General features: G+C 54.7%; 11 protein-coding genes. All 11 read right to left on the reverse strand.

Features of this window, described 5'->3' with window-relative positions; genetic code table 11:
* Positions 1 to 578 precede the first annotated feature (578 nt).
* The gene (gene rpmB, locus QP860_RS07775) at positions 579 to 767 is read right to left on the reverse strand and encodes a 50S ribosomal protein L28 (protein WP_067976505.1); all 189 of its coding nucleotides are present in this window, start codon (positions 765 to 767) and stop codon (positions 579 to 581) included.
* Between the two features lie 79 nt (positions 768 to 846).
* Positions 847 to 1,515: a thiamine diphosphokinase gene (locus tag QP860_RS07780; RefSeq protein WP_070619317.1), complete on the reverse strand. Its 669-nt coding sequence runs from the start codon at positions 1,513 to 1,515 to the stop codon at positions 847 to 849.
* The gene (rpe, locus tag QP860_RS07785) at positions 1,515 to 2,171 is read right to left on the reverse strand and encodes a ribulose-phosphate 3-epimerase (RefSeq protein ID WP_284912517.1); all 657 of its coding nucleotides are present in this window, start codon (positions 2,169 to 2,171) and stop codon (positions 1,515 to 1,517) included. The genes QP860_RS07780 and rpe overlap by 1 nt, the downstream gene beginning before the upstream one ends.
* A gap of 19 nt (positions 2,172 to 2,190) precedes the next feature.
* The gene (gene rsgA, locus QP860_RS07790) at positions 2,191 to 3,081 is read right to left on the reverse strand and encodes a ribosome small subunit-dependent GTPase A (protein WP_284912496.1); all 891 of its coding nucleotides are present in this window, start codon (positions 3,079 to 3,081) and stop codon (positions 2,191 to 2,193) included.
* Positions 3,074 to 5,302 (reverse strand): Stk1 family PASTA domain-containing Ser/Thr kinase, encoded by a 2,229-nt coding sequence (gene pknB / locus QP860_RS07795; RefSeq protein ID WP_284912497.1) that lies wholly within the window; start codon positions 5,300 to 5,302, stop codon positions 3,074 to 3,076. The genes rsgA and pknB overlap by 8 nt, the downstream gene beginning before the upstream one ends.
* A complete protein-coding gene (locus QP860_RS07800; RefSeq protein ID WP_284912499.1) occupies positions 5,280 to 6,041 on the reverse strand; it encodes a Stp1/IreP family PP2C-type Ser/Thr phosphatase in 762 nt (253 codons plus the stop codon). The genes pknB and QP860_RS07800 overlap by 23 nt, the downstream gene beginning before the upstream one ends.
* Complete coding sequence (gene rsmB, locus QP860_RS07805; protein WP_284912501.1) at positions 6,042 to 7,433, reverse strand: 16S rRNA (cytosine(967)-C(5))-methyltransferase RsmB; 1,392 nt, start codon at positions 7,431 to 7,433, stop codon at positions 6,042 to 6,044.
* The gene (gene fmt / locus QP860_RS07810) at positions 7,408 to 8,364 is read right to left on the reverse strand and encodes a methionyl-tRNA formyltransferase (RefSeq protein WP_284912502.1); all 957 of its coding nucleotides are present in this window, start codon (positions 8,362 to 8,364) and stop codon (positions 7,408 to 7,410) included. Before fmt ends, rsmB begins: the two co-directional genes overlap by 26 nt.
* A gap of 8 nt (positions 8,365 to 8,372) precedes the next feature.
* On the reverse strand, positions 8,373 to 10,787 hold the full coding sequence (gene priA / locus QP860_RS07815) for a primosomal protein N' (RefSeq protein WP_284912503.1): 2,415 nt from the start codon (positions 10,785 to 10,787) through the stop codon (positions 8,373 to 8,375).
* 699 nt (positions 10,788 to 11,486) lie between these two features.
* On the reverse strand, positions 11,487 to 11,693 hold the full coding sequence (gene rpoZ, locus QP860_RS07820) for a DNA-directed RNA polymerase subunit omega (protein WP_067972308.1): 207 nt from the start codon (positions 11,691 to 11,693) through the stop codon (positions 11,487 to 11,489).
* Positions 11,693 to 12,325: a guanylate kinase gene (gene gmk / locus QP860_RS07825; RefSeq protein ID WP_067972310.1), complete on the reverse strand. Its 633-nt coding sequence runs from the start codon at positions 12,323 to 12,325 to the stop codon at positions 11,693 to 11,695. The genes rpoZ and gmk overlap by 1 nt, the downstream gene beginning before the upstream one ends.

The raw sequence follows: 12,325 nt of genomic DNA on the forward strand, positions 1-12,325 counted from the left end.
GCCTTGAACTTCATCTCTGCCCAGCATACGATATCTGTAATCTCACGCTGTTCGAACAGCTATCGCATAAGTCGCTTCGCTCCAAGAGCTGAAGCTGCTCGAGCCGGTGCTATGCTTTAGCCGTTGGAGCGCAAGCGACTTACGGATAAAGTACAAGACGGCTTCAGCCGTGTTGATCCGCTGAACTTCAAGGACCAAATTCAAAAGCGCAACGCATGCTCACCAGCATCATCTCATTCACCTATTAACCTTATAAAAATAAAAGCAGAATTGCTTTCAAACTTTTAAATAAGGCCGAGATTAGAATATTTTTTTGCAATCCATGTGGTGAGCAGGAGTGGAGCGTTGAAGTTGGTCCTTAGCCGTGAAGAGCAAGTAAAGCGAATTACGGATCGTTGGCGCAAGCCTTACGAGCCGTTTGAGATTTGCTAGGCGAGAGACCAAGGCTCGAGCCGGTGCCACGGCTCTTCAAGGACCAAATTCAAAAGCGCAACGCATGCTCACCTGCACAACTTAATTTAAGCACAAAAAAAGAAGCCGAGACCACAATCCCAGCTCCATTTTTTTATTTATAAGTCTTAGGCACGTTTAACAAGACCTGATTTGATAGCACGAGCTGACGCCCATACACGTTTAGGTTTACCGTCTTCAATAATACGAACTTTTTGTAAGTTTGCTTTAAATGAACGTTTTGAAGCGTTTAAAGCGTGAGAACGGTTATTTCCTGTTTTTGCTTTACGACCTGTGAAGTAGCATTCTTTAGCCATTATGTCATCATACTCCCTTCGTTCAAAAATCATGTACCAAATAATCATAGCATAAAGTCCAGTCCCTCGCAAGATTTTTTTACCGCCAAGCATCCCGGCTCTGGATCACCAAGAGACGCCCCGAAGTAAAGCTCAGGGTCATGGTCGACACATCGGGCAGGAATTCGTTGGAGATAAAGGCGCGCGGGGTGGTCATCTGGTAGTCGTCCAGGGTATAGACAACCTGGTTCAAGGTCAAGTCCGCCACCGGTCCCAGGCCAATAAAGGACAGATACTTCTTATCAGGCTGGCGGTCGATTTGGTGGTCACCGGGCAAGAGGAAGCCCAGGCTGTTGTAGGGGTCTTCAAAGGTCAAGCGCTCGAGAATCTCCCGGTAGCGATCCTCGTAGCCCAACCAGACCACGCTCAGGGTGTGGTCCAAGCGCCCACCGAGAAAGCCCAAACACCGGATGGTCCCCTGCCAGTTCATCTTTATGAGATAGTCCAGAGCTTCCTCCAGGTCGGTGGCATCCTTCATGGCGGGAAGTTCCACCACTTGCTTGGCTTTTGAACAGATCCATGCCTTCTCTTCCGCTGTCACCGAATCGAAGTCACCCAGGGCCAGGTCCAAGGGCAGGCCGGCTTCTAAGAGTCGACGGGCTCCCTTGTCCACCCCCAGGCAAAAGTCATCCGGACCCAGGTCCAGGCTCTCCAGCCACTTGGCATCCAAGTCCCCGCTCCCCACCAGCAAGGCTTGCGCATGACTCATTAGATCACCGCTTCTCTCAGGGAAAGGATGGCTTTTTTCACATCTTCTTGGCCGTAGACATAGGAGCCAGCGACGAAGACATCTGCTCCCTTATCATAGCAGGTCTTAATGGTTTGGTCTGTGATCCCGCCGTCGACTTGGATCAGGAAGTCCAAGCCTCGTTCATCGCGGATTTGGGCCAGCTGACTGATCTTATCGGTCACTTCAGGCAGGAAGGCCTGGCCGCCGAAGCCGGGGTTGACGGTCATCACAAGGACCATGTCAACTTGGCCTAAAACCGGCTCCACCAGGCTTACAGGATCAGCAGGATTCAAAGCCACTGCTGCCTTCATGTCCTGGCCTTGGATCTTTTGGATTAGGGCGTGGAGGTGCTGGCTGGCATTGGCATGGACGGTCATCTGGTCCGCACCTGCTTCAGCTAGGCTGTCCACATAGTCTTCGGGCCGGCTGACCATGAGATGGCAGTCGAAGAAGAGCTTGGACTTGGGACGGAGGGCGGCGACAATGGGTGCCCCAAAGGTTAGATTTGGGACATAGTGGCCGTCCATGATGTCGATATGGACCCAGTCGGCACCAGCTTCCTCAATCCGTTTCACTTCACTCGCAAAGGCTGACATGTCAGCGCTGAGAATAGATGGGGCAATTTTCATTTGGATTCCTTCTTTCATATAGTTTCTAATACTTGGGTTTACGCTTGGCGAGTTCATCCAGGAGCTGGCAGTAGGAGGTATAGCGAGATTCTTCAATCTCCCCTTCCGCTACAGCTGCCTTGACCGCGCACTTGGGCTCCTTGAGGTGGAGGCAGCCGCGGAACTTGCAGGCGGGAGCATAGGCGGCAATATCTGGAAAACACCCCGTCAGCTCGGCCGCTTCCATGTCCGGCAGGTCGATAGAGGAGAAGCCTGGGGTATCCAAGAACTTGCCCCCTAAGAGGTCATGGAGCTGGACATCCCGGGTGGTATGCCGGCCCCGGCCCAGGGACTTGGAGACTTCTGCCGTCTCTAAGTCAAGTTCGGGCAAGAGGCGGTTGAGGAGTGTCGACTTGCCCACCCCCGACTGGCCCACCACGACCATGGTCTGGCCCTGGCTAAGGCTTTCCAGGTCAGCTAAGTCCAGGGCATCACTTTGGAAGACCCGGTAGCCAATTTTTTCATAGAGGGCCATGAAGTCTGCCACTTCCGCCCGCTCGTCTTCTGCTAAGAGATCCAGCTTGCTGAAATAGAGGACCACCTCGATGCCTTCATAGGCCAGATAAGCCAGGAAGCGGTCCAAGAGCTTGGGCGAGATGCTGGGCTCCTTGACTGAGACCACGAGGAAGGCCAGGTCAACATTAGCCACAGGGGGCCGTTGGAGCTGGTTTTTGCGTGGCAGGACCTCTGTGATCAGGCCTTCCCGGTCATGGTCGGCGATAAAACGCACATAGTCCCCGACTAAAGGGCTGGTCTTAGTCTTTCGAAATTGGCCCCGAGCCCTGGTTTCATAGCGTTGATGGCTCTGAGCTTCTTCCACATAGTAGAAACCGCTCAGGGCGTGGACAATCTGTCCTTGGTAGTCTGTCTTAGTCACTGGCTTTCACCCGGTTTTCTATAATGGTACGGCCGTCCCGGACCACCTTGAAGGAGGCGATGTCACCTTCCACGGTTTCAAAATCCAGAGTATAGGAGGTATCCCGGGAAATGGTGAAGCTGTCGGCAGGACTGGCATAGGAATGGTTGTAGTCATCAATGTAGATCTCAATATGGTTCTCACCACGGGCCAAGAGCGGCTGGTCCTTGGTCCACTCGCTGGCTTGGACCCGGGTCCAGACAGGCCAGGTCCGCCATGACTTGAAGAGGGCGGTCGGTTCTGCCAAGTTGCGCAGGCCGACCGTGCTGTCATTGCGGCGGTCTTGGCGGGAGTGTCTGGAGGAACTGGAGCTGGATGATGACCGGCTCTCCTCTTCTTCCTCTTCCTCGCCCTCAGCTGGATCGCTGTAAGGGATGGTGATGGTGTGGGAGAACTGGACGGTGGCTGGCTTCTCAGGGCCTAGGGAAAGGACCACAGACAGGCTGTCACCGGCTTGGACCTTAGTCGAAGGCGAAGGGTTTTGGCGGATGACCCGGCCTGCTTCCACTTGGTTGGAATACTCACTGGAAGTGGTCAGGTTAAGACCAATCGAATCCGCATAAGCCTGAACTTCGGACTGGGTCTTCCCAGCCAAGTCTTGGAGGCTAAAGGTCTCCTTCCCCTTGCTGACCTTGAGTGTCACCGTGGTCCCTTTGACCTGGACTTCCTGGCCTGAGCCTGGGTCCTGGTCCACCACATGGCCGGACTTGATCTGGTTATCATAGACCTCTTCCTTCTTCACCTTGAAGCCCTCTTCTTCCAGCTCGCGCTTGGCCTCGTCAAAAGGCTTGTCGCGGTAGTCCTTGAGGGTGACCTTCTTGGGACCGGTAGAGACATAGAGGTCAATCTCAGCATCTTCCTTGACCCGGCTGCTGGCTTCCGGATCGGTCCGGGTGACCCGGCCATCCTGGATGTCTTCCGAACTTTCCTCCTGCTGGTCCCCTACCCGGAGGCCGGCTTCTTGGATCAGCTGGACGGCTTGGTCGGGGGTCATCTTGGCCACATCGGGCACTCGGACCCGGGTCATGGCCGAATAAACGGTCACTGACAGAAGCAAGAGGACGATCAGGGCACTGGCTACTAACCAGCGCGGCAGGGACTGGAGCTTGGCCCAGATGCCCTGAGACCGCGTCTTTACAGTCCGGTCCTCAGCTGGGTCAGGACGAGGCCCTTCTGACCGCTTAAGATCTGACGCTTCCACTTGACTTGTCGAAGCTGTCCCCGAAGTCGCCCCGGCAGTGGGCAAAACCAAAGTCTGGTCCAGTTTGTCAGCCTCTGCCTGGGCGTCCAAGTCCGGCTTGGCTAGGATAATGGTCTCAGCCGCTAAGCCTGGGCCATTGACCAAGGGCACTTCTAGATTTTCGGCATCCAGGGCGGTCGCTAGGTCCTCGGCCATGTCCCGGCAGCTCTGGTAGCGGTCGCTGGGGTCCTTAGCCGTGGCCTTGTAGATCACATTTTGGATGGAGTTGGGGATATGGGATCTTTCCGCGTCTAAGGCGGGCAGGTCCTCTTGGAAGTGTTTGAGGGCGATGGAAACCGCCGACTCCCCATCGAAGGGCACATGGCCCGTCAGCATCTCAAAGGAGACAATCCCCAGGGAATAAATATCCGACTGGGCCGTGGCCAAGCTCCCCCGGGCCTGTTCCGGCGAGAGATAGTGGACCGAGCCAATGATAGTGGAGGTTTGGGTAATGGAAGTTTCCGTCGAAATAATGGCGATTCCAAAGTCCATGATCTTTACGGTTCCATCGGCCTTGACCATAATATTTTGCGGTTTGAGGTCGCGGTGGACGATGCCGTGGTCGTGGGCGCACTGGACCCCGTCGAGGATCTGCAGCATGATGACCTGGTAGGTCTGGGGCGAGATGGGATGGTTGTCGCGGATATAGGTCTTTAAATCCTTGCCGTCGACATACTCCATAACAATATAATTCTCCCGCTCCTTGTCCCCGATATCATAGACGTCCACAATATTGGGATGGTCGAGTTCGGTAATGGACATGGCCTCGCGTCGAAAGCGGCGGATAGAGTCCGTTTCATCATCTAAATCTAAACGTAAAAATTTGATGGCAACTTGTCGCTCGAGGATGTGGTCAAAGGCCAGGTAAACATTGGCCATCCCACCGGAACCGATATGACTTAAGAGCTCATAACGCTCATCAATGAGCTGCCCGATTCGCATACTCGTCGCTCCCCTCAATCCGTGCCAAAATCACTGAAATATTATCCTTGCCCCCGGCTTGGTTGGCCGCTTCCACCAGACGTTGGATGGACTCGTCCAGGTGGGGATAGTGGTCAATGATGGCTAGGATATCCTCATCTGCCAACATATCACTCAAACCATCTGAACAGAGGACAAAGACATCATCCGGATAGAGGTGGAGCCGGTCGATATCCACATAGAAGTCTGGCTTGACCCCCAGGGACTGGGTGATGATATTCTTCTGCGGATGGGCCTTGGCCTCCTCTTCCGAGATCATATTGAGGTCCAGGAGTTCTTGGACATAGGAATGGTCCTTGGTAATCTGCTTAATAGCCCCGTCCCGGATCTGATAGGCCCGGCTGTCGCCAATATGGGCAATGGTCGCCTCCCGGTCCATCACGGCAATGGCCACCACGGTCGTTCCCATCCCTTCTAGGTCATGGTATTGCTGGGACTTCTCGATCAAGCGGTCATTAGCATCTTGCAGGACCAGCTGGAACCAGTCCTTAGCCCGCTGGTGGGTCATATCCACCGTCTCCTCCCAGGCCTTACCCACCTGGAAAAGGGCCATCTCACTGGCCACATCGCCCGCATTCTGCCCGCCCATACCGTCACACAGGATCAGCAGGGCTTGGTCGGATTGGTTATAAAAATCCCCCAGCTGGTCTTGGTTCTCCTTGCGCTGGATGCCGATATCCGTTAACTTCGCTACTTCCATCTAATCACTTCCCTCTGTCTTCTTTCTAAAGTTGGCAATAAAAAAGCCATCACTGGAATAATAATGGGGTAAGATTTCCAAACACCCCTGGGCTGTCTGGGCACGCTGGAGCGCCGCTTCTTTGACGGGCACGGCTTCGAGGGCCATCTCTGGATGGCGGTCGAGATAGGCGGCCACGACAGCTTGGTTCTCTTCTTCTGTTATTGTACAGGTACTATAGGTCAAAAGGCCAGACTTTTTCAAAAGAGGGGTGACTTCGTCTAAGATAGCCACTTGGATGGCCTGGAGCGCGGTCAAGTCCGCGGCCTCCTTGTGGTAGCGGGTGTCCGGCTTGCGACGGAAAAGGCCCACCCCCGAACAAGGGGCATCGACTAAGACCCGGTCCAGGCTCTCTGCTTCAAAATTCTGACCCAAGTGACGGGCATCCTGGCTGGCCACTTGGACCCGGTCCCGGAGCCCGGTCCGCTCTAGGTTCTCTTCGATCAAGGGCAGCTTAGCGTCTTGGATATCATAGGCATAGACCTGGCCCTGGTCACCTGCCGCCTGGGCGAGCTGGACAGTCTTCCCGCCCGGAGCTGCACAAGCATCGAGAACCCGGTCACCCGCTTGGACGTTGAGGGCCTGGGCTGCCAGACTGGCTGACTCATCCTGGATGGTGATCAGCCCCTGCTTGAAGGCCTGGCTGTTGGCAGGATTGCCCTTGGTCACCCGGTAGCTGGAAACATTAATGGGGCTGGCTTCGAGCACATAGCCTTCGTCTTCCAGGCCTTTAATAATCGCTGCCGCCCGATCCGAATCTAGGATGCGGATGGCCGTGGCTGGTGCCTGGTTGAGGGAGGCCATCAAGTCTTCAGCCTCTTCCCCGAAGCGGTCCCTGAAATAGGTCACCCAATAAGTGGGGAGGCTGTAGCGAAGGGAAGCGACTTCCACTTCACTGGCCGCTTTTTCCCCAATAAAGGTCTCCAGGTCAGGATACTGCCGGAAGCTGTTGCGGAGGACGCCATTAGCAAAGCGGCCCAGGCTGGCATTGCCCCGCTTCTTGGCGATCCGAACCGCCTCATTGACGATGGCGTGTTCGGGAATGGCATCCAGGTAATAATATTGATAATAACTTAAGAGAATCAGCTGCTTGAGCCATTTCTTCACCCGGTTGGGACGTTTGACCATGTGGCTGAAAAGGGCCTCAAGCGGGATCTGGTACTGGAGGGTTCCATAGGCTAGCTGGGTATAGAGGGCCTGGTCACGTGGCGCCACAGCCTGGGACTGGATGGTCTGGCTGACGACATGGTTGACATAGGCGCCCTCCTGGAAGACTGCCGTCAGACTTTCCATGGCCTGGTAGCGGGCGGACTGCTTAAGAGTTGGCTTATTCGAAGCGGTCGTTGACGTCAATATGGCCAGCCCCCCCATTAATGAAACTTGCGCTATCCATCTGCTTCTTGCCATTAGGTTGGATTTCTAGGACATTGAGGACCTTGCCGTCGCCCGCTGCAATCAGGAACTGGGCCGGTTTCTTCTTGATCCCAATAACGGTTCCCGGGGCCTGGTCGGTCGTCTGGTCAGCTAAGACCTCGGTCCGCCAGAACTTCCAGCGCTGGTCCTCATAGAGGGCATAGGCACCTGGCCAGGAGTTGAAGGCCCGGATCTTGTTGTGGATGGCCTGGGCAGGTTCTGTCCAGTCGATCCGCTCCTCAGCCTTCTTGATATTGGGCGCATAAGTGGCCTGGTCCTCATCTTGTGGGACCGCTCGCAAGTCCCCGGCAAAAAGGGCCGGCAGCTTGTCGATTAAAAGCTCAGCCCCCAGGTCAGCTAGGCGGTCAAACATTTCTGCCACCGTGACCTGGTCGTCGATTGGGGCTTTAGCCTGGGCTAGGATAGGGCCTGCATCCATGGCAGGGACCATCTGCATCAGGCTGACACCCGTCTCCTGGTCACCCTTCCAGATGGCATAGTGGATGGGCGCCCCGCCCCGATACTTAGGAAGCAGGCTGGCATGGACATTGACCGCCCCGTACTTGGGTGCTTCAAGCAGGCTTTGGGGCAGGAATTGCCCGTAAGCCGCCGTCACCAAAAGATCCAGCTCTGCTTGGTCAAAGAAATCGGCAATTTCTTGGTCTGAGGCAATGTGTTCAGGCTGGAAGATTTTAAGGTCGTGGGCTAGGGCCACTTCCTTAACGGGTGTTGGGGTCAAGCGCCGCTTGCGGCCCACTGGACGGTCCGGCTGGGTCACAACTGCGACCACTTGGTAGTCGGGCTGGTCCAAGAGGGCTTGTAGACTTTTTACAGCAAAATCTGGGGTGCCCATAAAGACAATATTTTTCATAGTACCTCCTAAATAAACGTCATCGGTTCAACATCAATGGCAATATAGACTTGTTTCTTGCTCCATTCCTGGGCCATGGCCTGGATTTCCTTGAAGGTCTGGTCCAAGCCGTCGAGCTGGCGGTATTGGAAGAGGAGCTGGAAATAATAGCGGTTCTTGAGCCGGGCAATGGGCGCCTGGCTAGGACCAAGTATCCGCGTGCCTTGGCCCTGGTCATAGGACCTGAGCAGGCGCGATAGCCGGTTCATGGCTAGCTGGGCCTCCCGTTCGTCGAAGTGGGAGACGGTCAGGCGGATGGTGTAATAGTATGGGGAATAATGGTTCATCTTACGGAAGGACATCTCCTTGAGATAGAAGCTGTCATAGTCCTGGCTCTGGGCCAGCTGGATGGCATAGTGGTCGGGGTTATAGGTCTGGATAAAGACCCGGCCTGGCAAGTCCCCGCGTCCAGCCCGACCGCTGACCTGGGTGAGGAGCTGGAAGGTTTTTTCGCTGGAACGGAAGTCGGGCAGGTTTAGGGCCGTATCAGCGTTGATGACGCCCACCAGGGTAATATTGGGGAAGTCCAGGCCCTTGGCAATCATCTGGGTGCCCAAGAGAATATCGGCCTCTCCGGTCTCCACCTTCTTCAAGAGCCGGGCCGTGCTCCCCTTGCGCCGGGTGGTGTCATTATCCATCCGCACGAGATTGGCCCTGGGAAAGAGCTCCTCAATCTCTTCTTGGACCCGCTCCGTCCCCGTCCCGAAGTCCCGCAGGTGCTGGTTCGAGCAGAGGGGACAGCGCTGGGGCAGGTGGATGGAATAGCCGCAATAGTGACAGTCCAGCGACTGGGCCTGGTAATGGTAGGTCAGGCTCACATCGCAGTGCTCGCACTTGAAGACATAGCCGCAGTCCCGGCACATCATATAGGCCGCATAACCGCGGCGGTTGAGCATAAGCGCCACTTGTTGGCCCTGGTCCAAGGTCTCCTGGATAGCATCCCGCAGCTTACGGGAGAATTGGTAATAGTTCTTATGGCGGAATTCCTCGCGCATATCCACAATCTCCACCTGGGGCAAGGGCTTCTGGTTGGCCCGCTGGCGGATGGTCAAGAGCTGGTAGACCCCGTTCTGGGCCCGGGCCCGGGATTCCAGAGATGGCGTGGCCGAACCCAAGACTAAGGGACAGTGGTGGTAGGCCGCCCGCCACTTGGCCAGGTCCCGGGCATGGTAGTGGGGTTGGTCAGCCTGCTTGTAGCTGGTCTCATGTTCCTCATCAATAATAATAATGCCTAAATTCTCTAAAGGAGCAAAGATGGAAGACCGGGCGCCCACCACGACCTGGGCTTCTTGGCGTCTGATCCGCCGCCATTCATCGAACTGTTCCCCCACTGAGAGCTGGCTGTGGAGGACCGCCACCTGGTCGGCAAAGCGTCCTTTGAGATGGCGGACCATCTGGGGGGTCAGGGCGATTTCAGGAACCAGGAGCAGGGCCTTTTGCCCCGCTTCAAGCGCCTTCTGGATGAGCTGGAGGTAGACCTCCGTCTTCCCGCTCCCAGTCACCCCTTGGAGGAGGAAGACCTGGTCGGATTGGGCAGCCATAGCCTGGCTGACCTGGTCATAGGCCTGGGCTTGCTCATGTAAGAGAGGCAGGGGCTGGGTCTGCTCAAAGTCGCTGTCGGCCAGGGGATCGCGGCGGACCTCCTGTTCATAGACCTTGAGCCAACCCTTGCGCTCCCCAGCTCGGACCGTCTGCATGCTGAGGTCATAGTCCTCCTGCAGCGTCCGTGTGGGCAGGGACTTACCCTCGAGTTCCATAAGCAGTTCACAGAGGAGGACCTGCTTGTGGGCCGTTTTGGACAGGCCGGCATGGACTTCCTCTAAGTCCTCCCGGTCCAGGAGGGGTTGGATCCAGTTCTCGGTCTTGACCCGCTTCTGGTCCTCCACCCGGTATTCCAAGCTCAGCTTGCCCTGGTCCTTGAGCTTGAGCAAGTTTTTTAAATGGCCGTCCTGGTCAGCTTGGGTCCAGGCATAGGCCTCCTTGTCGGCAAAATAATACTGGTGGTCCATATAGGATAAGTTTTCAGTGGGCCGGAAGTACTTCTCATACTTGACCTTGAGCAGGCGCGGGAGCATGGCGTGGTAGCAGGTCACCAAGAAAGAAAAATAATGGTCGGCCATATAGTGGCCTAGGTCCAAGAGTTCCTGGTTGAGGACAGGCACATCGTCCAAGAGGGCTGTTAGGGGCCGGAGCTCGCCCTCATAATCGCTAGCGGAGACTAGGTCTAGGACATAGGCTTGGACTTCCCGAACGCCAAAAGGCACCTCCACCCGCATGCCAGGCTGAACGAGGCCAGCCAGCTCTTCGGGGATGGCGTAGTCATAGGCTTGGTCAGTTTGTTGGGTCGGGACGTCTACAATGACACGTGCAATGGATTCGCTCACAAAATCCTCCTCTCTCTAATTACTCTTCTCTTCCATTTTAAACGATTCAAGGTCAGAAACAAATTTTTTCGTTGGGGAATATATTTATAATTGTATAAAAGTGATGTAAACACGAATGGTGGGCTTGAGCTTCCCTTCCGTCTTGGCTTTATAACAGATTAACGAAAAAATTAACAAGTAATACAAGTATGAAAAAAAGCTGGATGGGATTTCCAGCTTCTGTATAAAGGTCGAAGTGTTTGAAAAAACGCTCTGGGAATGGGCTTGACTGACCCTAACTTCAATCATAAGCCACACTTGGAGCCCTCATTTGAGGGTTGAACGTTAGCAATCCACACTGTCGGAGTCTATTTGTGGCTTGCAACTTGCTAACCCACAGTGTTGGGGTCTTATTGTGGACTGAGCGATGGCAAGCCACACTCGAAGGGGGCAATTGTGGATTGGCCACAAACCCTCACACCCTTAGTCGGGTTCGGTCGCGCAGAAGTGGCTCCTCTTCGCAAAAGTCTTACGAAGGCTTTCGGCCTTCTCCAGTCTTTTACTCCAGAGGTCCACTTCTAACCGTGCGCTCTCACACCCTATCTAGTCGGGTTCGACTTGGCAGAGTCGGAGTGATTTCACAAGTCAGAAACGAGCGAATGCTTCGCTCTTATTCTGACTTGCTCCAATCATCCGACTCTAACCGCCAAGTCTCACACCCTATCTGAGCGATTCGGGATCGATAACTAGGTCGTTGGAAGTTATTTCTTCCAGGGCTTGGCCGACGTACTTGGGTGAGCGGTATTCGTTGAGCATGGGGTTGCGGTTGACTTGTAGGTCGTGGGCGCGTTTGGCGGATACGCTGCACAGGGAGTATTTGGAGTTTACTTTTTCGAGTAAGCGGTCAATGGATGGGTAGATAATCATTAATTAGTCTCTCCTTCGTCTAAGTAATTCTCAACCACGTCATCGATGAAGCGGTCAACTTTGAGGTGTTCCGCTTGGATGATGGTTTGGATGTTTTCGACAGCTTTGGATACGTCATCATTTTCAACAACATAATCATACTGGGTCATTAATTGTAATTCGCCCCGGGCTTGCTCCATGCGCTTGGCGATGACATCAGGGGCGTCAGTGCCACGGTTGACGATCCGGGTTTCGAGTTCGCCCAAGTTTGGTGGCGCGAGGAAAATAAAAACCCCATCCGGCATCCGGCGTTTCACCTGGAGGGCGCCTTGGACTTCAATCTCCAAGAAGACGTCCTTCCCCTGCATGGTCATGTCTTCAATATAGGCCAAGGGGGTGCCATAATAATTGCCCACGTATTCGGCATATTCTAATAATTGTTCTTCTTCAATCATCTGCTCGAACTTGCTGCGGCTAACGAAGAAATAGTCCTGGCCATTCACTTCGCCTTGGCGCGCTTCACGTGTTGTCGCTGAGACAGAATAGAAGAATTGGTTACGATCGTGGTCCGTATCGAACAAGGCTTTCCGCACGGTACCTTTTCCCACCCCAGAAGGGCCTGATAAAACAACTAATAATCCTTTTGATTTCAT

The sequence above is a fragment of the Aerococcus sp. UMB1112A genome (genome assembly GCF_030230715.1).
Classification (GTDB): Bacteria; Bacillota; Bacilli; order Lactobacillales; family Aerococcaceae; genus Aerococcus.

Excerpts from the sequence above, each read along its gene's own strand:
- QP860_RS07800 (WP_284912499.1), bottom strand. The coding sequence starts at position 6,041 with ATGGAAGTAGCGAAGTTAACGGATATCGGCATCCAGCGCAAGGAGAAC.
- rpmB (WP_067976505.1), bottom strand. The coding sequence starts at position 767 with ATGGCTAAAGAATGCTACTTCACAGGTCGTAAAGCAAAAACAGGAAAT.
- pknB (WP_284912497.1), bottom strand. The coding sequence starts at position 5,302 with ATGCGAATCGGGCAGCTCATTGATGAGCGTTATGAGCTCTTAAGTCAT.
- rpoZ (WP_067972308.1), bottom strand. The coding sequence starts at position 11,693 with ATGATTATCTACCCATCCATTGACCGCTTACTCGAAAAAGTAAACTCC.
- gmk (WP_067972310.1), bottom strand. The coding sequence starts at position 12,325 with ATGAAATCAAAAGGATTATTAGTTGTTTTATCAGGCCCTTCTGGGGTG.
- QP860_RS07780 (WP_070619317.1), bottom strand. The coding sequence starts at position 1,515 with ATGAGTCATGCGCAAGCCTTGCTGGTGGGGAGCGGGGACTTGGATGCC.
- fmt (WP_284912502.1), bottom strand. The coding sequence starts at position 8,364 with ATGAAAAATATTGTCTTTATGGGCACCCCAGATTTTGCTGTAAAAAGT.